Origin of the sequence: Jatrophihabitans sp., assembly GCA_036389035.1 — a bacterium.
GTDB lineage: Bacteria > Actinomycetota > Actinomycetes > Mycobacteriales > Jatrophihabitantaceae > Jatrophihabitans_A.
The window spans coordinates 77,981-100,332 of record DASVQQ010000010.1 but is presented as its reverse complement, the minus strand read 5'-3'; the positions used below and the strand labels follow the sequence as shown (position 1 = coordinate 100,332).

General features: G+C 69.6%; 20 protein-coding genes and 1 tRNA gene. 13 read left to right on the top strand and 8 right to left on the bottom strand.

All coding sequences use genetic code 11. The features are described 5' to 3' along the window. Positions 1–112 precede the first annotated feature (112 nt). A tRNA-Leu gene (locus VF557_07225) sits at positions 113–198 on the top strand. A 183-nt stretch (positions 199–381) separates the two neighbouring features. Here the strand turns inward: VF557_07225 and VF557_07220 are convergent. Further along, positions 382–552, bottom strand: a complete 171-nt coding sequence (locus tag VF557_07220; GenBank protein HEX8079984.1) for a hypothetical protein — start codon at positions 550–552, stop codon at positions 382–384. A gap of 218 nt (positions 553–770) precedes the next feature. Here VF557_07220 and VF557_07215 point away from each other — a divergent pair, with 218 nt between their 5' ends. The 4 genes from VF557_07215 (at position 771) to VF557_07200 (ending at position 3,043) form a co-directional block, all read left to right on the top strand. Then, entirely contained in the window at positions 771–1,529 is a 759-nt protein-coding gene (locus tag VF557_07215) for a DUF3800 domain-containing protein (protein HEX8079983.1), read from the top strand. Between the two features lie 157 nt (positions 1,530–1,686). After that, positions 1,687–1,935, top strand: a complete 249-nt coding sequence (locus VF557_07210; GenBank protein ID HEX8079982.1) for a hypothetical protein — start codon at positions 1,687–1,689, stop codon at positions 1,933–1,935. 169 nt (positions 1,936–2,104) lie between these two features. After that, positions 2,105–2,545: a hypothetical protein gene (locus VF557_07205; GenBank protein HEX8079981.1), complete on the top strand. Its 441-nt coding sequence runs from the start codon at positions 2,105–2,107 to the stop codon at positions 2,543–2,545. A gap of 15 nt (positions 2,546–2,560) precedes the next feature. Then, positions 2,561–3,043: a GNAT family N-acetyltransferase gene (locus VF557_07200; protein HEX8079980.1), complete on the top strand. Its 483-nt coding sequence runs from the start codon at positions 2,561–2,563 to the stop codon at positions 3,041–3,043. Positions 3,044–3,297: 254 nt separating this feature from the next. Here VF557_07200 and VF557_07195 read toward each other — a convergent pair whose 3' ends face one another. After that, entirely contained in the window at positions 3,298–4,479 is a 1,182-nt protein-coding gene (locus VF557_07195) for an acyl-CoA dehydrogenase family protein (protein HEX8079979.1), read from the bottom strand. A 65-nt stretch (positions 4,480–4,544) separates the two neighbouring features. Next, positions 4,545–5,696, bottom strand: a complete 1,152-nt coding sequence (locus VF557_07190) for a winged helix DNA-binding domain-containing protein (protein ID HEX8079978.1) — start codon at positions 5,694–5,696, stop codon at positions 4,545–4,547. Positions 5,697–5,797: 101 nt separating this feature from the next. On the opposite strand from VF557_07190, the gene VF557_07185 reads away from it, so the two are divergent. The 3 genes from VF557_07185 to VF557_07175 are packed head-to-tail and all read left to right on the top strand — an operon-like array spanning position 5,798 to position 9,217. After that, the gene (locus tag VF557_07185) at positions 5,798–7,159 is read left to right on the top strand and encodes an ATP-grasp domain-containing protein (GenBank protein ID HEX8079977.1); all 1,362 of its coding nucleotides are present in this window, start codon (positions 5,798–5,800) and stop codon (positions 7,157–7,159) included. After that, positions 7,156–8,523, top strand: coding sequence for a potassium transporter TrkG (locus tag VF557_07180; protein HEX8079976.1), 1,368 nt, complete (start codon positions 7,156–7,158; stop codon positions 8,521–8,523). Before VF557_07185 ends, VF557_07180 begins: the two co-directional genes overlap by 4 nt. Then, positions 8,516–9,217 (top strand): TrkA family potassium uptake protein, encoded by a 702-nt coding sequence (locus VF557_07175; protein HEX8079975.1) that lies wholly within the window; start codon positions 8,516–8,518, stop codon positions 9,215–9,217. Before VF557_07180 ends, VF557_07175 begins: the two co-directional genes overlap by 8 nt. Before the next feature lie 39 nt (positions 9,218–9,256). On the opposite strand, the gene uvrA is transcribed toward VF557_07175, so the two are convergent. Further along, a complete protein-coding gene (uvrA, locus tag VF557_07170; protein HEX8079974.1) occupies positions 9,257–11,716 on the bottom strand; it encodes an excinuclease ABC subunit UvrA in 2,460 nt (819 codons plus the stop codon). A gap of 194 nt (positions 11,717–11,910) precedes the next feature. Between uvrA and VF557_07165 the strand changes: the two genes are divergently transcribed. Together VF557_07165 and dnaN are read left to right on the top strand one after the other, a co-directional pair. Beyond that, positions 11,911–13,284, top strand: coding sequence for an amino acid permease (locus VF557_07165; GenBank protein HEX8079973.1), 1,374 nt, complete (start codon positions 11,911–11,913; stop codon positions 13,282–13,284). 133 nt (positions 13,285–13,417) lie between these two features. Continuing rightward, positions 13,418–14,551: a DNA polymerase III subunit beta gene (gene dnaN, locus VF557_07160; protein ID HEX8079972.1), complete on the top strand. Its 1,134-nt coding sequence runs from the start codon at positions 13,418–13,420 to the stop codon at positions 14,549–14,551. Between the two features lie 8 nt (positions 14,552–14,559). Here dnaN and VF557_07155 read toward each other — a convergent pair whose 3' ends face one another. The 3 genes from VF557_07155 to VF557_07145 form a co-directional block, all read right to left on the bottom strand. After that, a complete protein-coding gene (locus VF557_07155; protein ID HEX8079971.1) occupies positions 14,560–14,814 on the bottom strand; it encodes a hypothetical protein in 255 nt (84 codons plus the stop codon). Then, positions 14,811–15,431: a DNA starvation/stationary phase protection protein gene (locus VF557_07150; GenBank protein ID HEX8079970.1), complete on the bottom strand. Its 621-nt coding sequence runs from the start codon at positions 15,429–15,431 to the stop codon at positions 14,811–14,813. Before VF557_07150 ends, VF557_07155 begins: the two co-directional genes overlap by 4 nt. A 323-nt stretch (positions 15,432–15,754) precedes the next feature. After that, complete coding sequence (locus VF557_07145; protein ID HEX8079969.1) at positions 15,755–16,630, bottom strand: alpha/beta fold hydrolase; 876 nt, start codon at positions 16,628–16,630, stop codon at positions 15,755–15,757. A gap of 489 nt (positions 16,631–17,119) precedes the next feature. Here VF557_07145 and VF557_07140 point away from each other — a divergent pair, with 489 nt between their 5' ends. The 3 genes from VF557_07140 to VF557_07130 all read left to right on the top strand — a co-directional run bounded on the left by VF557_07140 (position 17,120) and on the right by VF557_07130 (position 21,849). Then, positions 17,120–18,436, top strand: coding sequence for a GGDEF domain-containing protein (locus tag VF557_07140; protein ID HEX8079968.1), 1,317 nt, complete (start codon positions 17,120–17,122; stop codon positions 18,434–18,436). Between the two features lie 145 nt (positions 18,437–18,581). Next, a complete protein-coding gene (locus tag VF557_07135; protein ID HEX8079967.1) occupies positions 18,582–20,012 on the top strand; it encodes a trypsin-like peptidase domain-containing protein in 1,431 nt (476 codons plus the stop codon). A gap of 166 nt (positions 20,013–20,178) precedes the next feature. Beyond that, complete coding sequence (locus VF557_07130; GenBank protein ID HEX8079966.1) at positions 20,179–21,849, top strand: acyl-CoA dehydrogenase family protein; 1,671 nt, start codon at positions 20,179–20,181, stop codon at positions 21,847–21,849. Positions 21,850–21,921: 72 nt separating this feature from the next. On the opposite strand, the gene VF557_07125 is transcribed toward VF557_07130, so the two are convergent. After that, on the bottom strand, positions 21,922–22,347 hold the full coding sequence (locus VF557_07125) for a DUF6191 domain-containing protein (protein ID HEX8079965.1): 426 nt from the start codon (positions 22,345–22,347) through the stop codon (positions 21,922–21,924). Positions 22,348–22,352: the final 5 nt, after the last annotated feature.

Genomic DNA, 22,352 nt, shown 5'->3' with positions numbered 1-22,352 from the left:
CGATGGCCTGGCTGAGCCCGGGTACGCCGTTGATGGTATCTGCGAGGGGGTCCGGGGCCCGCAGGTACGTCCAAGTCGTCGTGCTAATCTAGGCCGTCTTTTCAGGCGCCTCGGGCAAGTGGCGGAATGGCAGACGCGCACGGTTCAGGTCCGTGTGTCCGTAAGGACGTGGGGGTTCAACTCCCCCCTTGCCCACCATGTGATCTCTCAAGAGATCGGAACGACCCTGAACCCTCACGGGGGTTCGGGGTCTTTCGTTCTTGCGGATGTTAGCTGAGGCGACGAGAAACGCCGAGAGCAGGTACCCGCGCCGTGTAGCCACGAGCGCGTCTGCGGGACGGATCGTCAAGGGCCTCGTAGCCGCCATCCTTCACCATGCCGTTAAGGCCCTCGACGGTGTTGCGAGGCGTCGAGTAGGCCGCCTTCATCGCTGCCGTACTGGAGTTCTTGCCGGTACTTGGCCCCGGCCGACGGCGGGAACGACACCGATGTCTTGTTGGTGCAGATCTTGCCGGGGTGCTCGGGCGGGTTCTGGACGATGGTCGACGGCACGCTGGCAGGGCTGCGCCGCGAGATAGCGAAGGTCTTCAGCTCCCGTCAGCCTGACTTTTGGCAATGTGTTGTAGCGAGTCGTCAGCGGATACACCAAGCCTGGAGGATGAGAAGGAACGGCCATCACCAGGTCGGAGGGGTCCGCACTCGTCGATGTCGAACGCGACGCGCCGAGGGATGAACCCCGTCAGCACGATGGGTAAGGGCAACATTATCGGGTGCTGCTCGCATACGTCGACGAGTCCGGGAACACCGGATCTGTGAGTGTGGGCGGGTCTCTGACTTACACGCTCGGTTGCGTGCTCATCGACGCGGACCTCTGGCCGACCGCATTCGACGAACTGTTGGCTTATCGCCGTCGTATCCGTGAAACCTACGGGCTACCAATGCGAGCGGAACTCAAGGCGAATTACCTGCTTCGCAACTCGGGAGCACTGCGCAGCCTGGCACTCGGACCAGGAGCGCGCCAGATGATCTACCGCTCTCACCTACGCATCCTGGAGCAACTCCCCGCCCGAGCGTTCGCGATCGTGGTCGATAAGCGAGCCGACTCTCACACGCCCGCCGGGTACTTCGACCTTGCCTGGGAAGGCTTGTTGCAACGGCTCGAACGGACGAGCACGAAGGAGCGAGCGACTTTCATGCTCGTGCATGACGAAGGGGAAAATGATGCTGTGCGCAAGTGGGTGCGACGCGCGCGGCGCTACCTCACTGCCGGGAGCGCTTACGGCCCTGGGGCGATCCGAGGGGCAGCCGCACTTCTAATTGACGATCCGGTCGCTAGACGATCCGATCACAGCTACCTGATTCAGGCGGCTGATCTCGTCGCCTATGCCGCCTTCCGATCTGTCATCGCACCAGGAGCCGGGATCAGCCGAGTTTGCCCACAAACCATGTGGCACGAGATCGGCCCTGCAACCCACACAGCCGTATCCGGACTCCGTCCGCGTGCTGCCCCAGGAATCGTTCTGAGGTAGAGAGGCCCCCTGGCCGAAGCCAGGGGGCGGAAAGTGCCTAACCGGGTCAAAAGGACCCGGGTCAGCACTTGCTACAAATCTAGCCCGATCTGCCGACCGTTCGGCGCACCGCTCTCGGCGTGTTGTAAACCAAATAAATGAGATCTACAGTCCCCACATGGCATCGATGCATGGTCCGTACGGGGTCAGCTCTCAGATGCAAATCAAGTTGCCCGCCAAGTTGGCGCGCGAGATGCGTGTCCAGGCAGGCGATCAATTTCATTGGCGACGCAGCGACGACGACCCTGGAGTGCTGCTTCTGATCCCGGATGAGGTCGTCGAGCGCCGCTACGAGCACGGGCGCAGCCAGGAGCTTTCGCCCGAGCCCAACCCCAGAACATCTCTCCAAACCGACGGCGGCGGCTAGCTCGGATTTTGAACGACGATTTCTGATCCACAATGAAGTATGCGTCATTCGGTGCGATCATCTGACCGAGCGATTACGGGTGCTCCAGCTTCCCGAACACCCCGTAGGTGAACAGGACGCTCGAACGAATTGTGATCTGCAGCCGACGTCAACCGATCGGATCATCTCGATGACACGACCTCCGCGCCGTCCCGTCCCCGATGTGACCGTGCACGTCGATAGTGACTACCTGTCCATTTCCGAAGGCTTCTCCGAGGCGGGCAGCGACACCACAGAGCACTGGAAGTACCTCGGCGCGGTTCTCGAAGGCCGGAAGGGCTGGCGGTTCGCGATCTTCAACTCCGATGAGGGTCTGGACGCCGCATGGTGCTTCGGCGATCCTGGCGGAGGAGCGGTGCTGATCGTCCACGGCGAGATGGAGGGTTATCGGGTGTTCGACTACTTCGCCGATGAGGCCCACGTCATCTCGACCGAGGACGCCTTCCGTCGATGGCTCCAGGATCGCGAGACGGCGGTGGATGATCGCTACCTCGCCGAGATACGAAGGCAGAGGGCCATGCTTCGCGATCTGCGGGACGAGAACGACGGGTACCCGCGCACCGACTCCTGATCTGGAGCAACGAAATTGATCGACCTGCCACCGCCGATCCTCGTCGACAGGCGGCGCGACCCAGGCGACGACAAGTACACCTGGGTGCCGTTCGAGCCGAGCGACCAGTTCACCTCGGCCTGGTGGGACGACCCGCCATACCTCGACGACGACCCCTGGTTCGTCCAGGCTCTGCTCGACGGCGAGGACGTGGCTCGCGTCAATCTCGACCCCGAAGTCCACATCGACCACTACGCGGGCGTGCCTGACCTCGGCGGGTCGGGTCTGGAGATCGCGTTCTTCGAGGTGTCGGCCGCTCACCAGCGCCGTGGCATCGGCACCGCCGTGATCCGTTCCCTCGTCGCGGAGCATCCGGACCGCAGGTTCGTCGCCTTCAGCGAGGAAGCCGACGAGTTCTGGGTCTCACTCGGATGGGAGCGATTCCTCAATGCCACCGATCCAGACCACTACCGGCCGCTGTTCATCCAGCCCGGCCCGCGTCCCGCGTCAGCCGATTGATTTACCAGACCACCGCGACGCCCGAGGAGCCCTCATGCCGCACGATCTGACCGCTCGGAACCGAGAGGATTTGCGGCGGCTTAGCGGAGGATCTGTCCGCACCCGGTCCAACGAGGCTCAGCGATCACGAGCGCTCCAGAGTTTCGCGAACACCCCACTCATACTCACCGGCCAGCACCGTCGATAGACCAGCAGGCGCCTCGGCTAATTGGTGAGGGCCTCGACGCGCAGCAGGCTGATCCCGGCAGCTCCGCTTACAGGTACTGGGTATTCGGCGCCAGCCCGCACGCGATCCGGCCGTACAACTCGAAGTTTGTGTCCGGGTGCAGGATGGCGTGCAGGTTGATCGCCTGGATGTCGCGCTCGATGCGCTGGATAGCGACGTCGCTGTAGATCGAAGACCCCCCGCTGGCCGAGTTGAGGATGTCCACGGCCTTCTTGGCCCGCAGGCAGACCGCGCCCAGGTCCAGCCGCACCCGGGCCCGCTCCTCTACCGTCCACGGCGCTCCGGTTAGTGCCTTGCTGTCCAGCAGGTCGGCCGCGCGGTGGGCGTGAAACTCCGCCTCGTCGGCGTTGATCCTGGCCTCTGCCACCTGCAGATGGGTCAGCGGCGCCTCGCTCTGCCTTGCGTAGTCGGTGTAGGTGATCTTGCGTCCGGGCAGCCGCTCGAAGAACGCCTCCTGCGCGGCCTTCGCCAGCCCCACGGCCGGAGCGCTGACCATCGTGCAGGCGGCGGGCATGAGCGGCATCTGGTACACCCGGGACCCGGCGTTCAGGATCGAACGGTGCCGGCCCTGCAACAGCGGAATCATCGGCAGCATCCGGTCCGCCGGCACGAAGAGTTCCTCGGCCACCGTGCTGACGCTTCCGGTGCCTCGCAGGCCCGCGGTGTGCCAGTCGTCCACGATCTGCAGGTCGGCCAGCGGGATGGCGGCGGTCGCCGGCTCGAAGCTGCCGTCCGGCTGCCCGATGAGCACCGCGTTGACCGTCCACTGGCTCTGCAGGCATCCGCTGTTGAACGACCACCGGCCGCTGACGACATAGCCGCCCTCGGCGGGGACGGCCATCGCGGTCGGACTGAGAATGCCGCTCACCCGGACGTCGGGGTCGGCGAAGACCTCGTCCTGCACCTCATCGGGGAACAGGCCCACCACGAAGGAGCTGACTGCCCAGGTAGAAACGGTCCAGGCAGCCGAGCCGTCACCCCGGCCGAGCTGGGCGATCACGTCCACCACGGTGCGCATGTCGGACTCATAACCCCCGTAGCGGGCCGGCAGCCGCATTCTGAGAATGCCCGCGTCGATCACGGCCTGGATGGTTTCCTCCGGCAGCCGCCGGTTCTCCTCCGACCACAGGGCGTTCTTCCGCAGCAGCGGCGCCAGTTCGGAGGCACGACCGATGAGTTCTGTTCCGGAAGGCGCTTCGGCGATGCGCATCTGATCCTCCTGGAGGTAGGCCTCGGGCCAGTACCTATTCACACTGTTCGGGCAGCGCTGATCGGTCAAGACACCGCAGGCAGCGTGATGACCTCGGCACTGGGCAGCGCGTCCCACCAGCGGGAGTAGCGGCGGTAGACGGCCGGGTCGCGGTCGGCGAGAAAGGCTGTCAGCTGCCGGGCCTCGTCCGCCAACCCCTGCCAGGCCTGGTCGCCCAGCCGGTGGAACGCGGTGGCCTCGATACCGCCGTCAACAGGGCGCCAGACCCCGGCCACGTAGCCGTCCACGAGCAGCGTCGGCAGCACGTCCCCGTTCTGCCGGATAACCAGCCGGCGGTAGTCCGGCGGGATGACCCGGCTGCGGTCGGCGTAGGCGAGCAGCGTGCTGTCCCACATCGCCATCAGCCTCGGCGGGCACGAGACCTCCGAGCACGGGAGGACCCCACCGGGCACGTCGAACAACTCCACCCCGTCCGGACCCGACAACCGCTCCAGCGAGCCGGCCAGCGCGGCGAGGGCGTCGCGGACCGTCGAACGGGTGAGCAGGGTGAACTGCGCGACGTCGGCCGCCGTGGCCGGGCCGAACCCCTCCAAGTAGCGCAGCACCAGTCGCTGGATGCACTCCTCACGATCGCCCTGGTGCGGTCGCGTCCTGGCCGCGACGTAGCTGGGACGCGGCCCGAACGACCAGGGCCCGCCGGTCCGGGCGTGCACCAGCGGCGCGAACGTCCGCAGCGCCCACCACGGCCCCGGTTTGGGCACCGGGCCCAGCCGCTCGCCGAGCCGCTCGTTGAGCAGCGCCTCGAAGTCGGCGTTGCTGCGGGGCTGGGTCGCGAACTCCAGCAGGTGCGGCATCAGCGCGTCGGCCTCGGCGGTGCTCAGCCCGATCGAGGTGAAGCGCCGGTCATAGAGCCGGGAGGCACGCAACGAGGTCAGCATCGCGGTGTGGAAGACCGGATAGTCCTCGGCGGTCACCGCGTGCAGCGTGATCCGCATCAAGCTGGCCTTGACGATCGCGTGGTCGGTGAAGGCGGCGTCCAGCTCGGCAGCGTCGAAGCCGGCCACCCGGTTCCACAGCGCCAGATAGGGCGACGCGGCCTCCTGCGCCTGGATCGCCACCACCCGGCGCACCGCGGTCACCACGTCCAGCGGCTCCCGGCGCAGCAGCAACTGCCTGCCGAGGGTGGCCCGATTCAGCTGCCGGGCGGTCAGGCTCATGCCACGATTCTCATCCACCCGCGGGCTGTGTCTGTCTAGGCGTGCGAATTAGTTATGAGTAGATTCGGCTGACGCGACACCGGCGAAGGCGAGCATGTTTTATGGCCGACGATGTTTTGCTGGTGCTATATGACCGCGGCTCGGCCGGCCCGGTCGACATCATGACCGAGTTGCCGGAGCTGGCCGATCTGGTGATCCTGGCCAGGCATCCGGACGATCCCAGCGTCAGCCTGTTCGCAGACGCCGACGCCACCTACCCGCTGGACCCGGCTGCCCTACCCGCCCTACTCGCCCGACTGCGGCCGCATCACCCGACCGGCCTGGTCACCTTCAGCGAAAGCCTCATCCCGGTGGCTGCGACGCTGGCCGCCGAGCTGGGACTGATCTATCACTCAGCGATCACCGCCGAGGCGCTGACGAGCAAGGAGCTGCAGCGCCGGCTCCTGCGCGACGCCGGGGTGGACGCCGTCCGCTTCCACCCCATCCGGGCCCGCGAGGACTGGCCGGCTGCCGTGTCACACGTGGGCCTGCCCTGCGTCGTCAAGCCGATCCGCGGCGAAGGCAGCCGAAACACCTACCGGGTCGACTCGGCCGCCCAGGGCGATCAGCTGATCGGGCGACTGCTCGGGACCCGGCCCGGCCAGCCGCCGCGCGAAACCGAGCTCATCGCCGAGGAACTGCTGGTCGGCCGCCCGAGCTGGCCGTTCGGGGACTACGTCTCCGTGGAGAGCATGCTGGTCGCCGGGGTGGCGCAGCACCTGGCCGTGACCGGCAAGCTGCCGCTCGTCGAGCCCTTCCGGGAGACGTGCTCCTACTGGCCGTCCACGCTGTCGGCGGCTGAGCAGGCCCAGGTCACGGAGCTGACCAGCAGGGCACTGGCCGCCCTGGGGGTGACCGACGGGGTATGCCACACCGAGCTGAAACTCACCCCGACCGGGCCGCGGATCATCGAGGTCAACGGCCGGCTGGGCGGCTACGTCCACGACGTCCTCAAGCGCTCCTGCGGGCTGAGCATGATCGGGCTCGCGGCCGACATCGCGCTCGGCCGGCAGTCGCTGCCGGTCCCGGTCAGCCCACCCGAGCAGGTCAGCTACATCTTCAACAACCTGCCGCCCGACGACGCCGCGCGGCTGCTCGCCGGCTCGGGCGTGGCCGAGGTCCAGCGCCTGGGCGGAGTCACGTCCTACTGGATGAACTACCGGCCGGGTGACCAGCTGGCCGGTGGGGTCTCGACCTATGAGCTGGACCTGATCCGGGGCACGGCAGCCGACCATGCCGACATGCTGGAGGTGATCAAAGCGGCGTTGGAGCTGATGCGCTTCAGCTTCGACACCGGCGGCGAGCCACCCCTGACCCTGACCGGATCCGAACTGCCCAGCGCCGCGGCGCTGTACCGGACGGCCCGCGCCGATGGTCCGGCGCCAGCGATGAGCGTCCGCCCGGTCGATAGCATCGACGAATGAGCGTTCGGAGCCCGGCCGTGCCCACCGGCCGCCGCGTTCACCGCCCGCGCAGCCCGGCGCTGGTCATCATCCTGGCCATCACCGGAGTCACGGCAGTGGGCACCGCGCTGCTCGCGCTCCCGGTGGCCGCGGCCGGCCCGGAGCGCGCCAGCTTCTGGGAGGCGCTGTTCACCGCCGCCTCGGCGGTGTGCGTGACCGGGCACCTGATCGTCAACACCGCGACGTACTGGAGCCCGTTCGGCCACGTGGTGATCCTCGTCCTGTTCCAGATCGGCGGCTTCGGGGTCATGACGATGGCCACCCTGCTGGGCATGCTGGTGTCGCGTCGGATAGGCCTTCGCACCCGCATCACCACCGCTGTCGAGACCCGCAGCCTCGGCATCGGCGACGTCCGTTCGGTGATCGCCAGCGTCCTGCGGATCAGCCTCGCGTTCGAGGCGGTGACCGCCCTCGCCCTGACCGCGCGGTTCTACTTCGGCTATGACGAGCCGGCCGGCCGGGCGCTCTGGCTCGGGGTGTTCCACGGGGTGTCGGCGTTCAACAACGCCGGCATCTCACTGTTCCGCGACAACCTGGTGCCCTTCGCCGACGACCCCTGGGTCTGCCTGCCGGTCGCCTTCGCGGTGATCTCCGGCGGCCTCGGCTTTCCGGTGCTGCTGCAGCTGCGCAGGGAACTCCTGCACCCGCGCTTCTGGACGCTCAACACCCGGCTGGTGCTGGCCGCCTCGGCCGTGCTGCTGGTCAGCGGGACCGCCTTCATCACCGCGATGGAGTGGAACAACGACCGGACCCTGGGCGAGCTGAGCTTCGGCAGCCGGCTGCTCAACGGATTCTTCCTGTCGACGATGACCCGCACCGGCGGTTTCAACAGCGTCGACATCGGCGCGCTGGACCCCGCGACCTGGCTGGGCATGGACGTCCTGATGTTCATCGGCGGCGGCCCGGCGGGTGCGGCCGGCGGCCTGAAGGTCACCACCTTCGCGGTGCTGTTCTTCATCATCTACACCGAGCTGCGCGGCGACGGCGCGGTGAACGCCCTGGGCAAGCGGCTGCCGCGCTCGGCGCACCGCCAGGCGATCACCGTCGCCCTGGTCTCGGTCGCGGTGGTCGTGGTCGCGACCCTGGCGCTGCTGGTCATGACCGAGTTCACCCTTGACCAGGTGCTGTTCGAGGTGGTGGCAGCGTTCTCGACGGCGGGCATGAGCACCGGCATCACCCCCGACCTGCCGCTGGCCGGCCAGATGATCGTGGTGATCCTGATGTACCTGGGTAGGGTCGGACCGGTCATCCTCGCCTCCGGGCTGGCTCTGCGGCGTACGACCAGGCTGTACGAACTCCCGAAGGAGCGACCCATCATTGGCTAGGTCCACATGGCTCGGCAAGTCCACCGCCGGCTCCCGGCTGGCCGCGGCTGACTCCGTCGTGGTGATCGGCCTCGGCCGGTTCGGCACCGCTCTCGCGCTGGAGCTGATGGCCGCCGGCACCGACGTGCTGGGAATCGACGACGACGAGGACATCGTCCAGTCACTCAACGGCCAGCTCACCCAGGTGGTCCGCACGGACTCCACCAAGGAGGAGGCGCTGCGCCAGCTCGGCGTGCACGAGTTCGACCGGGCCGTGGTGGGCATCGGCACCGACATCGAGGCCAGCATCCTGACCGGGTCGCTGCTGCTCAACTTTCAGGTGCCCAACATCTGGGCCAAGGCGATCAGCCTGCCGCACGGGCGGATCCTGGAGCAGATCGGCATCGAGCACGTGGTGTACCCGGAGCACGACATGGGCCGGCGGGTGGCCCACCTGGTGCGGGGGGCGATGCTGGACTACATCCAGTTCGAGGACGACTTCGCGATGGTGAAGACGGTGGTGCCGGCCGAGCTGGTCGGCAAGCGCCTCGGTGACACCGCCGTGCGCTCCCGTCACGACGTCACCGTGGTGGCCGTGCACCACACGGGCGCCGGTTTCACTTACGCCACGGCCGACACCGTCCTGGAGGAGGGCGACACCGTCATCGTGTCCGGTCGGACCGCGGCCGCCGAGCGGTTCGCCCAGCTGCGGTAGCGGGCAGCGAGCCGCCGGCACCCACCCCGCGGTGACCGCTCACGGGCGGTCGAGCACCGCTCGCAGGTAGGCGGCGGTGCGGCTCGCGGCAGTGTCGGCGACCTCGGCCGGGGTGCCGGTCGCGACGATCCGGCCGCCCTGGTCACCTCCGCCCGGCCCGAGGTCGACAACGTGGTCGGCCGCGGCGGCGACGTCCATGTCGTGTTCGATGACGACCACCGTGTTACGCGCGTCGACCAGCGCGTGCAGCAGCCGCATCAGCCGGTCGACGTCGGCCGGATGCAGGCCGGTGGTGGGTTCGTCCAGGACGAACAGGGTGTGACCGCGCGACGCGCGCTGCAGCTCGGTGGCCAGCTTGATCCGCTGTGCCTCGCCGCCGGAAAGCTCTGTCGCCGGCTGGCCGAGGGTCAGGTAGCCCAGGCCCACCTCGCCGAGGGTGGCCAGACTGCGAGCGACGGCTGGCACGTCTGCGAAGAAGTCGGTGGCGGCGTCCACGCTCAGCGCCAGGACGTCGGCGATGGAGTTGCCGCGGTAGCGCACCTCGAGTGTCTCGGGGTTGTACCGAGCCCCGTGACAGACCGGGCACGGTGAATAGGCCCCGGGAAGGAACAGCAGTTCCACCGCGACGAATCCCTCGCCCTGACAGTTCGGGCAGCGACCGTCCTCGACGTTGAAGGAGAACCGGCCCACCGAGTAGCCGCGCCGTCGTGCCTCATCGGTTGCCGCGAACAGCTTGCGGACCCCGTCGAACAGGCCGGTGTAGGTGGCCAGGTTCGACCGCGGCGTGCGCCCGATAGGCTTCTGATCCACCTCCACCAGCCGGTCTATCGCGTCCAGGCCGCTGAGCCGGCCGATGCTGGCGGCGGTGACCGGAACGTCGTCGCCTTCCTGCTCGTCGGTGGTGGCGGCGTCCCTGGCCGCGGCGTCCCTGGCCAGGCCGAGGTGATCCCGGACGGCGGTGGCGAGCACCGCGGTGACCAGAGTCGTCTTGCCCGAGCCGGACACTCCGGTGACCGCGGTGAACACCTCGAGCGGCACGTCGACATCGACCCCGTCGAGGTTGTGGTGCCGCACCCCCCGCAGCTCGAGAAAACCGGCGGGCGTCCGCTGGCGGCTCTGCTCCCTGGGCGGATTGGCGAGATAGCGACCCGTCACCGAACCCGCGACCCGCTCCAGCCCGGTCGGCGGCCCGCTGTAGAGCACCAGGCCGCCGTGCGTCCCGGCGCCCGGGCCGATGTCGATCAGCCAGTCGGCGTGGGAGATCACGTCCGGCTCGTGCTCGACGACGAGCAGCGAATTACCTGCCTCGCGCAGCCGATCGAGCACCTCCAGCAGGTCCTGGGTGTCGGCGGGATGCAGTCCGGCCGACGGCTCGTCCAGGACATAGACGACACCGAACAGGCTCGATCGCAGCGTCGTTGCCAGCCGGAGCCGCTGCAGCTCACCGGAGGACAGGGTCGGTGTGGCGCGGCTCATCGAGAGGTAACCGAGTCCGAGCCCGGTCAGCGCGTCGATGCGGGCGCGCAGGTCTGCCACGATGCCGCGCGCGACGTCGCTGCCCGGCGCCGTGTCCAACCGGGCCGCGAGCGCGGTCAGCGGCAACGCGGTGAGCTCGGCGATGCTGGCGCCGGCAACCGTGACGGCCAGCGCCTCGGGTCGCAGCCCGGCGCCGCCGCAGACCGGGCAGGGGCGGATCTCGACGTGCTGCAGGGCTTTGCGGCGCAGCGTCGCGCTCTGAGAGTTGGCCAGGGTGTGCAGCACGTAGCGCCGGGCGCTCTGGTAGGTGCCCTGGTACGGCCGCTGGATCCGGTGCGCCTCCCGCTCGGCATGGACGGTGACGACGGGTTGCTCGTCGGTGAACAGGATCCAGTCGCGTTCCGCCTGCGGGAGCTCGCGCCAGGGCCGGTCCACGTCGTAGCCGAGGGCGGCGAGGATGTCGCGGTAGCTCTTGCCCTGCCACGCGCCGGGCCAGGCGGCCACTGCCTTGTGCCGGATGGACAAGCTCTGATCCGGCACCAGCGAGGCCTCGGTGACCTCATGCACCCGTCCCAGGCCGTGGCAGTGCGGGCAGGCGCCGGCCGGGGTGTTGGACGAGAAGGCGTCGGAATCGAGCCGGTCCGCGCCGGTGGGGTAATCACCGGCCCGGGAGAACAGCATCCGCAACGAGTTGGACAGCGCGGTGACGGTGCCGACCGTGGACCGCGACTGCGGTGTGCCGCGTGCCTGCTGCAGCGCGACCGCCGGCGGCAACCCGGTGATCTCACCGACGTCCGGAAGTGCGATCTGGTCGATCAGCCTGCGCGCGTACGGGGCGACCGATTCCAGGTAGCGGGCCTGCGCCTCGGCGTACACCGTTCCGAACGCCAATGACGACTTGCCCGAGCCGGAGACGCCGGTCACCACCACCAAGGCATCGCGCGGGATGTCGACGTCGACGGCGCGCAGGTTGTGCACCCGCGCGCCCCGCACGCGGATCACCGCATCACCAGTCCTGCGCATCCGTCGATCTTCGCAGTACCCCCGCCGGGCCGCTGAGCGCTCGGCCCTGGTGCGCCATCACTGTCACCGCGGACCGGAGGAATGCAGGGCGGCAATAGACCTGACTGCGGAATATTTATTCAGGTGACTGCAGGGGTTCCCACTGCGCTCCCGTGCGGTACACAATTACCGCCTATCTCAAGCGAGGAGAAAACGTGAGCACAGGACGAATCGGCGTGGCCCAGGGCACCGCGATCTACGTCGGCGCCATCCTCGGCGCCGGCCTGCTCGCGCTGCCGGCACTGGCCGCCGAGGTGGCGGGCCCCGCGTCGGTGCTGGCCTGGGGACTGCTGCTGTTGCTGTGCGTGCCGGTCGCGGCCACCTTCGCGGCACTGGGCTCGCGCTACCCCGACGGCGGCGGCATCGCGACCTTCGTCTACAAGGCCTTCGGCCGGCGGGCCTCGGCCGTGGTGGGCTACTGGTTCTACTTCGCCTGGCCGGTGGGCGGGCCGGCGACCGCGTACGTCGGTGGGCTCTACATCGCCGACGCCCTCGGCGGCGGCACCACCACCGCCGTGATCGCCTCGGCCCTGCTGCTGGCCGCCGCCTTCGCGACCAACGTGTTCGGGCTGCAGGTGTCGGCCCGGATCCAGCTGATCCTGGTCGGGCTGCTGGCGGTGATGCTGCTGGTGGCCTGCGTGGCAGCGCTGCGCAGCGCGGACTCGGAGAACCTGACGCCGTTCGCCCCGCACGGCTACCCCGCGATCGGCCAGGCCGCCAGCCTGCTGTTCTTCTCCTTCGCCGGCTGGGAAGCGGTCACTCACCTGTCGGGTGAGTTCCGCAACCCCCAGCGCGACCTGCGCCGGGTGACCGCCCTGACCCTGGTGTCCATCGGAGTCCTGTACGTCGGGCTGGCGCTGACCTGCGTGCTGGTGCTGGGCCCGCGGCTAGCCGACACCACGGTGCCGCTGGCGGAGTTGCTGAAGCTCAGCTTCGGCGACGCGGCCTCGGCCGTGACGGCGACGCTGGCCGCCGTGCTCACCTTCGGCGCGTTGAACTCCTACCTGGCCGGGACGTCCCGGCTGGGCGCGGCGCTGGCCCGGGACGGCGCGCTGCCGGTGTGGCTGGCCAAGGGAGGCGCCCCCGGCGAGGTGCCGCGCCGCAGCCTGGCCGTGATCGCGCTGAGCGCCACCGCCGTGACGATCGTGGCCGGCCTGCTCGGGGCCGACCTCGGCCAGATCATCCTGGCCACCTCGGCGTGCCTGCTCGCCGTGACCGTGGCGGGCCTGGCCGCGGGCTTCAAGTTGCTTCCCAACGGCCGGCCGATGTGGTGGGGCGCGATCTTCGCCGCTCTCGCCATGGCAGTGGTGCTGCTGTTCTCCGGCTTCTTCCTCGCCCTGCCGGTGGGCCTGGCGCTGGCCGCGACGCTGTACACGGCGACCAGCGGGTCCAAGCGGCGGGCAGCCGCGGAACCGGCCGCCGGCACCGCCACCGAACCGGCCGCGGCGGCCGGCGCTGCCGGTGACGGCCCCGCTGACTGGCCGGAGCCCGTCCCGGCGGTGGGCACCGGCACCGAGCAGGCCGACTGAGCGCCCAGCAGGACTAGCGCCGAGCAGGACTGAGCCGAGCGCTTGCCGTCGCCCGGTTGGGATTACCATGCCCTGACGCAGGTGCTCGATGTGCCGCGGTGCAGACTTGCGTTGAGTGCCTAGGAGGCCACGGATGAAGTTTCGACTACAGCGGCAAGAGTTCGCCGAGGCCGTCGCCTGGACCGCCCGCAGCATCCCGACCCGCCTGCCGGTGCCGGTGTTGGCCGGCCTGCTGCTGCAGGCCAAGGAGGGCCAGCTGCAGCTGTCCGGCTTCGACTACGAGGTCTCGACCCGGTGCGACCTGGACATCCAGCTCTTCGAGGAGGGCTCGGCGGTGGTCGCCGGCCGGTTGCTGGCCGAGATCACCAAGGCACTGCCGGCCAAGCCGGTGGACGTCGAACTGGTCGGTGACAGCGTCGAGCTGACCTGCGGCGGCGCCCAGTTCACGCTGCCCACCCTGCCGCTGGAGGACTACCCGCGCCTCCCCCCGATGCCCGAGCTGGCCGGCACCATCAAGGCCGCCGAGTTCAGCACCGCGGTCAGCCGGGTCACGATCGCCGCCGGCCGCGACGAGACGCTGCCGATGCTCACCGGCGTGCAGGTCGAGATGGCCGGTGACCGGATCACCATGTCGGCGACCGACCGCTACCGGCTGGCGATGACCGAGCTGGCCTGGCAGCCCGAGCGTCCCGACCTCGAGATGAGCGCGCTGATCCCGGCCAAGGCGCTGTCGGACACGGCTCGGGCGCTGGGCGCCGCCGGCGGTGACGTGCAGCTGCACCTGGACCCGGTGTCCACCGACCAGTCCCTGGTCGGGCTCGGCTCGCAGTCGCGCCAGACCACCTCCCGGATCATGTCCGGGCCCTACCCCAACGTGCGGGCGATCTTCCCGACCAGCCACAACAGCCGGTTGACCATCGCCACCAAGGACCTGACCGACGTGGTGCACCGGATCGCGCTGGTCACCGACCGCGGCAACCCGCTGCGGTTGCAGGTCAATGAGGACGAGCTGGTGATCGAGGCCGGCGGGCTGGGTTCGGCCCGGGCCCGGGAAGCCACCGAGGCCAAGCTCGAGGGCGAGACCCTCAAGATCGCCATCAACCCGCAGTTCATGCTCGACGGCCTGGGCGCGGTCGGCTCCCCGAACGTGATCCTGTCCTTCGTCTCGACCCACAAGCCGGTGATGATGCTGCCGGCCGACGACAACGGCGAGGTCATCCCCGGCTTCCGCTACGTCGTGATGTCGGTGCGGATGCCCGAAGGCTGATCGGCCGGTTAACCGACCAGGCCGGGCCCGCTGGGATCCGGCAGCGGGCCCGGATCCGGCAGCGGGCCGGGCTCCGGCGGGCTGGGCGCCGGGCTCGGCGCCGGCGGGCCTGGCTCCGGACCGGGCCCAGGCATCGGCTGCGGCGGGGTCGGCCCCGGAACCGGCTCGGGCTCCGTGGGGCTCGGCTCCGGCGAGATCGGGGGCACCGTCGGGCCCGGATCGATCGGGGGCACCGTCGGGCTGGGTGCGATCGGATCGGTCATGAGGGCTGTCCCTGCGCCGGGTCGATGGCCGACTGCACGGCGTCGGCCGGCGCGGAGTCGGCCGCCTGCTGCTCGGTGTGGGCGCCGGCGGTGGTGAGCCGGCCGTCCGCGGACTCCAGGTGCGCCCGGACGAACCACTGGTACTGCTCCAGCAACCTGGCCTGGCCGATGAGCATGTCCTGGCTGACCGGATCCGGCTCCTCGGTGGCCTCGATGGCCTTGCGGTGGCTTTCGATGACGCCGCCGTAGACGAGGTCCAGGGCGGCCAGGTGCTCCAGCGCGGTGGCCCGGCCGAGTGAGTAGTCATCCCAGCTGCGCCCGGCGACCAGCGCGCCCGGGGTGCCGATCGGCGAGCCGCCCAGCGTGGCGATCCGCTCGGCGGTGTCGTCCACCATCAACCGCACCGCGTCGACCTGCGGGTCCAGCATGGTGTGCACCGCGATGAAGTGGGTGCCCACCACGTTCCAGTGGATGTGCTTGAGGGTCAGCGCGAGGTCGTTCAACGCGTGCAGCCGGTCCTGCAGCAGGGCCACCAGGTCATCGGCGTCGCCCTGGGCGATGCCGGGAATCGTGTAGGCGGTCCGCTGGCGTGCGGCGGGGGAAGAGTCGGTCGACATGTGCTGGCACGTCCTTCGAGTTGTCTTACGGTGACGCACTCGGCCCCTGACAGCGCTGGACGCTCGCGAAGTCCGTTCACGGTTCGGCCACTGCCGCGGTCGGCGCATCGGCGCGGGTCGCTCGGCTGCCGGGTTGAGCCGATGTCCCGACCGTACCGAGCTGTTCGGCATTTTTAAAGCGAGCGGATCCAGGCACCAAACCGTGCAGTCAACCGTTGAAGGGGTGTGCGGCGCCGGAGCCGCGACCTACGTCAAGCCCCCCGCGACGCGCACCGGCCCGGCGTCGCACCCTGGTGTCGTCGCACTATGAGTCGAGCTAGGGCTCAGCCCTGCCGGCGGTCGCCGCGCTCCACCTCGTCTACCAGCTGGGCGCAGGCCTGGGCCACCACCTCGGGATGGCGCCGCATGATCCAGTGCCCACCCGCCACCGTGTGAATGCGCAGGTCGCTGGCGTAGGGCACCGGGGCCTCGGTCTGCAGCGACACGCTGACGAACGGATCACCGGTCGGCGCCAGCACCTGGACCGGCATGCCGGCGCGCGCGCGTGCCGAGGGCGAGCGCTGTGGACGCCTGTTGGCCCGGTAGAGCTCCAGTCCGTTGATCCGGTCGGCCAGTGACCGCTCGTCGGCGGCCGACCGCCGCTGGCCCATCAGCCGGTCCAGCACCCCGCTGCGCCAGCCCAGTTCGGGCAGCCCGGGAACCTGGAAGAGCGGCAGGTAGAACGAGCGGCCCAGCTGCTGGAACAGGGTCGCCAGCTCGCGCGGTGAGGGCCGCAGCTTGGAGCGCAGCCAGCGGCCGGCCTGCTCCAGGCCCGGCCCTGAGATGGAGGTGTAGCTGGCGATCCGGTCCTGCAGCCGTGTGCTGGTGACGCACTGCCAGCCCTGGATCGATCCCCAGTCATGAGCCAGCAGGTGCACCGGACGATCCGGGCTGACGGCCTCGATGACCGAGTTGAAGTCGGCTTCGAGCTGGTCGAGGCGGTAACCGGCGCGGCTGCCAGGGGTGCCTGATCGGCCGGCGCCGCGCACGTCGTAGCTGACGACGTGGTACTTCTCGCGCAACAGCTCGACAACCCCGTTCCAGATCGAGGCGTTGTCGGGGTAGCCGTGAATCGCGACGATGGTGGCAGCGCCGGGATCGCCTGCCTCGTACACCGCCAGTTCCAAGCCGTCGGTCGCCTTCACCCAGCTGGGAGTCATACGGCATCACCCCTTCACGCGCGGTCACAAGCAGCACAGCCGGCACAAGCCAGCATGACCGGCGCCGCTTGGATCGACGCGGCGCCGGCGCTGGTTGAGAGGTGGTCTTGTCAGGACCGGTGGGAGGTTACGGCCATTCGGCGTGCAGCATGGTGAGCACCTCCCTTGTCAGCTGTGGGTTCAGCTGCTGGCGCGCGACGAATGAGGTCATTCACCGCGCGAATCTACGACGCCAGGCGTCTGGATCTTACTGGTAGACATCTTGGTCGATCTGGGTGGGTTTCGCATATTGTGGAACCTGACAAGACCAGGTACGTGCCGCCGTTGGTTGCTGACAGTGACAGCATTGTGACAATTCAGTCCGACAATCTTGCGGCATACTTTTTGCTACTACTGAGCTGCGTTAAACGTATGACGCCACGGTGCGGCCACACACTGTCGAGTCGTCTCATCCCTCCTCCTCCAGACGTTTGGAGCTCGATCGGCGCCATGTCAGCCCCCAGCCTCGACCCGGCGGACGGGCTGGCGCGCGGCCGGCTCGGCTGGCTGAGGGGCTGGCGATTGTGGACGGTGCCGCCCAGGGCACTGGCGCTGATCGTCGGCGTCGAGCTGATCACGGTGGTCGCCACCGCGCTGAGCCTGGCCGTGAGTTACCGCGAGTGCCTGACCGCGACGGCGACGGCACGACTGGTCGCCCTGCTGCTGCTCAGCATCGCCTACTCCGAGATCACCTACCGGATGCAGCGGATGCGCCGCTACCTCGTAGGTGGAGCGGTGCTGATCGGCCTGCAGTCGGTGTGGGCGTTCGCCGGGGTGCTGATCCTGCCGATCGGGTACACCGCGGCCCTGGCATGGGGCCTGTTCCTGGTGGCGGCGATGCGCCGGCGGCAGCAGAAGGCGGTCGTCTACCGGCTCACCTACACCGGCGCCACCGTGGTGATCGCCGCCCTGGCCGCCAAGGTGGTGGCCACCTCGATCCAGCCCCGGATCGAGGAGCTCGCGCCCGGCGCGCTGACCGCGGTGGCCGTCTCGACCGCCGCCGTGACCTTTTTTTTGATCAACACCGGGCTGGTGGTCATGGTGATCTACCTGGCCTCCGGCGCCCAGTCGCTGGCCGGGCTGCTGCCGGCCAAGGAGGAGTTGGGGCTGGAGGCCGCGACCCTGGTGCTCGGCGTGATGACCGCCGAGATCATCCTGCGACTGGCCTGGCTGACGCCTACCGTGCTGATCCTGATGTTGCTGCTGCAGCGCAGCTCGCTGGTCTCCCAGCTGGAAGTCGCGGCGACCACCGACTCCAAGACCGGGCTGTTGAACGCGGCGGCCTGGCAGGAGTTGTCCCAGCGGGAACTGCTGCGCGCCCAGCGGGAAAGCACCCCGTGCGCCGTCCTGCTGATGGACCTGGATCATTTCAAGAGGGTCAACGACACCGCGGGCCACCTGGCCGGCGACGCCGCGCTCAAAGCCATCGGCGACGCCCTCAAACGCGAGCTGCGCGGTTATGACGCCGTCGCCCGGTTCGGCGGCGAGGAGTTCGTGATATTCCTCGACGACCTCGGCATGGACGAGGCCTGCCAGGTGTCCGAGCGGATCCTGAGCCGGATCCGCGGCCTGGTCATCAACTCGACCGCTGCCGGCCAGCGGATCTGGCTCACCGCCTCGATCGGGATCGCGGCCTACCCCCAGCACGGCCAGCTCCTCACCGAGCTGATGGAGCAGGCCGACAACGCGCTCTACCTGGCCAAGCAGTCCGGCCGCGACCGGATCGGGCTGCCGCCGAGCCTGCCTGACTGTGCCGGGCCGGGCTGAGCGGGCTGCCTGGCTGAGCCTGCCTGCCTGGCTGAGCCTGCCTGGTTGAGGCTGAGCCTGCCTGGCTGAGCGTCCTGCAGGCAGTCATATCGCAAGCTGCACACCCTCACAGCCATCGCACAGCGACACGACCCAGAGTGTGGGCATGAGCTCCCACGAGTACCCGCCACCGCCTTCAGCTGGCGAGAACTCGGCCGCGCCCGAGCCGGAGCGCGCGCCGGAGCGGGTCGAGCCCGCCGCGCAGCGGGTCGAGCCCGCAACGCAGCCGACCCACAGTTACCAGCCCGGCCAGTCGCCGCAGGCCGGCGGCTACCAGCAGGCGTACTACCCGCCGGCGCCCGCCTTTCAGCCGCCCACTCCGTACGGCGGTGGCGACTTCGCCCACCACGGCTACCCACCCCCGCCGCAGGGTTACCAGCCGGTCCAGCACACCCAGCAACTGCCTCGCCTGGACGGCCCGCCACCGGCCGAGCCCACCGGCCGCCGCCGGCGCGGCCGGTCGCTGCTGGTAACCGCCCTGCTCGCCGCCCTGCTCGGTGGCGGCGTCGGCGGCGGGGTGGTCGCGCTGGCCGACCGCGACGACAGCGCCTCGGTGAACACCGGCCTGCGGATCACCAACGCCACCGGCGCGCCGGCCGCCCAGCTGGATGGCACGATCGGGGCTGCTGCGGCCAAGATCCGGCCCAGCGTGGTGACCATCGGGGTCACCAGCGGCCAGGAGTCCGGCACCGGCTCGGGCGTCATCATCCGCCCGGACGGCTACATCCTCACCAACGACCACGTGGTCTCCACCGCGAACGGGACCGGCAGGATCCAGGTCATGCTGGCCGACGGGCGCACCGCCCCGGCCAAGATCGTCGGCCGGGACCCCGCTGACGACCTGGCCGTGATCAAGGTCGAGGGCCTCAGCAACCTGCCCGCGGCGACCTTCGCCAAGTCCAGCTCGCTGAGCGTGGGGCAGAGCGTGGTCGCGGTCGGCGCGCCGCTGGGCCTGTCCGACACGGTGACCGCCGGCATCGTCAGCAACCTGTCCCGGCCGGTGCGCGCCGGTGACAACGGTGAGGCGGTGTTCGCGGCGATCCAGACCGACGCGGCGATCAACCCCGGCAACTCCGGCGGCCCGCTGGTCGACCTCAACGGCTCGGTGGTCGGCATCAACGCCGCAATCGCCACCGAGAACTCCCGCGGCCTGCAGATCCCCGGCCAGCAGGCCGGCAACATCGGCATCGGCTTCGCGATCCCCTCCGACGAGGCCAGCCGGATCGCCAGCGAGCTGATCGCCACCGGCAAGGCCACCCGCGCCGTGCTGGGCGTCGAGGTCGGCGGGATGCAGAACACCACCCAGTCCCAGCCTGGCGTGCCGCTGCGCGCGGTGACCGACGGCGGAGCGGCGGCCAAGGCCGGTTTGAAGAAGGGCGACATCGTCACCTCCCTCGACGGTCAGCGGGTCACCACCGCCGACTCGCTGATCGCGGCGGTCCGCAACCACGCGCCGGGCGAGCGGGTCAAGATCACTTACATTCGCGGTGGCAAGACTGCCGAGATCGAGGTCACACTGGGTTCCACGACCAGCTGAGCCACCGACGCCCGCCCCCGGTCCACCTGAGGCACAACCCAGGCCGACCAGGCCCGGGCGTCGTTCCCAGCAGCCGGGCCGCGAGATTCTCGCGGCCCGGCTGCGGCCAATTTCTGAGCGCTCAGCAGTCGTGACGCCGCAGGCTACCGGCGGGTAACCTCGGCCCGTGCCCACCCACCAGGTCCTCAACGTCCCCGCGCCGTGGGACGGGGTCAACCTCTTCGACGACGACCGCGCGCTGTCGGCGGCGCTGTCCGGGGCCGATGCCGGTCAACTGCGCCGGCTGAGCCTGCTGGGCCGGCAGGCCGGCAGCCCCGAGGCGCAGGACTGGGCGCGGCTGGCCAACCTGTACCCCCCGGTGCTGCGCAGCCACGATCGGTACGGCAACCGCATCGACGAGGTGGAGTTCCACCCGTCCTGGCACCAGCTGATGGGCGTGGCCGTCGCCAACGGCCTGCACGCCGCGCCCTGGACAGATCCCAGCCCGAACGCCCACCTGGTCCGGGCGGCCGGCTTCTACGTGTGGGGCCAGCTCGAGCAGGGCCACGGCTGCCCCATCTCGATGACCTACGCGGTGCTGCCCGCGCTGCGGCACAGCCCCGAGCTGGCGGCCGAGTACGAGCCCGGGCTGACCAGCCTGAGCTATGACTTCGGGTTGCGGGCGCCGGCCGCCAAGTCCGGCCTGCTGGCCGGCATGGCGATGACCGAGAAGCAGGGTGGCTCCGACGTCCGGGCCAACACCACCCGGGCAGTGCCCAACGCCGACGGCAGCTACTCGATCACTGGCCACAAATGGTTCTGCTCGGCGCCGATGTGCGACCTGTTCCTGGTGCTGGCGCAGGCCGAATCCGGCTTGAGCTGCTTTCTGGTGCCCCGCGTGCTGCCCGACGGCAGCCGCAACGTCTTCGCGCTGCAACGGCTGAAGGACAAGCTCGGCAACCGGTCCAACGCCTCGTCCGAGGTGGAGTTCGAGGCCAGCACCGGCTGGCTGGTGGGCGTTGAGGGACGCGGCGTGCGCACCATCCTGGAGATGGTCGGCATGACCCGGCTGGACTGCGTGATCGGCTCGGCGGCAGTGCAGCGAGCCGCCCTGACCCAGGCCATGCACCACATCGCCGGCCGGGACGCCTTCGGCGCCAGGCTGTCCGACCAGCCGCTGATGCAAGAGGTGGTGGCCGATCTCGCGGTCGAGGCGCAGGCCGCGGCGGCGCTGTTCCTGCGACTGGCCACGGCGGTAGACCGTGCCGAGACGCCGCTGTTGCGGCTGGCCCTGGCCGCGGCGAAGTTCTGGGTCTGCAAGCGCACTCCGATGGTGGTCGGCGAGGCCCTGGAGTGCCTGGGCGGCGCCGGTTACGTCGAGGAGTCCCCGCTGCCGAGGTACTTTCGCGAGTCGCCGCTGAACTCGATCTGGGAGGGCTCGGGCAACGTCATCGCGCTGGATGTGGTGCGCGCGGCGAGCCGCGAGCCCGACTCGGTGCAGGCGCTGCAGGACGAGCTGGCGCTGTCCGCCGGGGCTGACCGCCGGCTCGACGCGGCCACCGACCAGCTGGCCGAGCGGTTAGCCGGATTGGGCGCGGACCCGGACGCCGATGCCCGCTCGGCCCGCGGCCTGGCCGGGTTGCTGGCCCGCACGTTGCAGGCCAGCCTGCTGGTCAGGGCGGCAGGGTCACCTGACGCGGACCCGGGCGCCGCCGCGGTCGCCGAGGCGTTCCTGGCCAGCCGATCCAGCGGCTCCGGACCCGGCGTGTTCGGCTCGGCAGGCGCCGGCCTGGGTCGGCCCGTGATCGAGGCGGTGCTCGAATACTGCGATCCGAATCGAGGCGGCGGCCGGCGCTGACCGGGCCACGGATCCTGGCTCCCGGCTGGCGAAGCGGTAGTGAGTTAGGTCACAAATGTGACGTAACGGTGGTTAGTGCCTCAGATCAATCCCGGCTGCCTGTGCCCCGGTCCCGAAGGTCTTGGGCTCGGCCTCGGCTGCGTCGGACTCCGCTACTGCCTCGTCCGCGGTCGGCTCGGCTTCATTCACGTTCGGCTCGGCTTCGGCTGGCTCGGCATTGCCCTCGGCCTCGTCGAGCTCGGCCTCGTCGAGCTCGGCCTCACCTGCCTCGGGCGCGGTGTCGGCCTCGCCTGCCTCGGCCTCGCCTGACTCAGACGCGGCGTCGGCCGGCCCGCCCTTGCCGCGCCGAGGAATCGTCACAGTGCCGGATTCGAGATCGATCCGACGGCCGCCGGAGGAGTCCCCGATTTCTTCGCGGGTTGACTGCAGCCGGCGCTTCTCCTCATCCATGTGGCGCTTGCCTGGATTGAAAAGGGTGTCAATTCCCCACTGCGTCATGGTTT

Excerpts from the sequence above, each read along its gene's own strand:
- VF557_07210 (HEX8079982.1), top strand. The coding sequence starts at position 1,687 with ATGGCATCGATGCATGGTCCGTACGGGGTCAGCTCTCAGATGCAAATC.
- VF557_07205 (HEX8079981.1), top strand. The coding sequence starts at position 2,105 with ATGACACGACCTCCGCGCCGTCCCGTCCCCGATGTGACCGTGCACGTC.
- VF557_07195 (HEX8079979.1), bottom strand. The coding sequence starts at position 4,479 with ATGCGCATCGCCGAAGCGCCTTCCGGAACAGAACTCATCGGTCGTGCC.
- VF557_07190 (HEX8079978.1), bottom strand. The coding sequence starts at position 5,696 with ATGAGCCTGACCGCCCGGCAGCTGAATCGGGCCACCCTCGGCAGGCAG.
- VF557_07185 (HEX8079977.1), top strand. The coding sequence starts at position 5,798 with ATGGCCGACGATGTTTTGCTGGTGCTATATGACCGCGGCTCGGCCGGC.
- VF557_07180 (HEX8079976.1), top strand. The coding sequence starts at position 7,156 with ATGAGCGTTCGGAGCCCGGCCGTGCCCACCGGCCGCCGCGTTCACCGC.
- uvrA (HEX8079974.1), bottom strand. The coding sequence starts at position 11,716 with ATGCGCAGGACTGGTGATGCGGTGATCCGCGTGCGGGGCGCGCGGGTG.
- dnaN (HEX8079972.1), top strand. The coding sequence starts at position 13,418 with ATGAAGTTTCGACTACAGCGGCAAGAGTTCGCCGAGGCCGTCGCCTGG.
- VF557_07155 (HEX8079971.1), bottom strand. The coding sequence starts at position 14,814 with ATGACCGATCCGATCGCACCCAGCCCGACGGTGCCCCCGATCGATCCG.
- VF557_07150 (HEX8079970.1), bottom strand. The coding sequence starts at position 15,431 with ATGTCGACCGACTCTTCCCCCGCCGCACGCCAGCGGACCGCCTACACG.
- VF557_07145 (HEX8079969.1), bottom strand. The coding sequence starts at position 16,630 with ATGACTCCCAGCTGGGTGAAGGCGACCGACGGCTTGGAACTGGCGGTG.
- VF557_07140 (HEX8079968.1), top strand. The coding sequence starts at position 17,120 with ATGTCAGCCCCCAGCCTCGACCCGGCGGACGGGCTGGCGCGCGGCCGG.
- VF557_07135 (HEX8079967.1), top strand. The coding sequence starts at position 18,582 with ATGAGCTCCCACGAGTACCCGCCACCGCCTTCAGCTGGCGAGAACTCG.
- VF557_07125 (HEX8079965.1), bottom strand. The coding sequence starts at position 22,347 with ATGACGCAGTGGGGAATTGACACCCTTTTCAATCCAGGCAAGCGCCAC.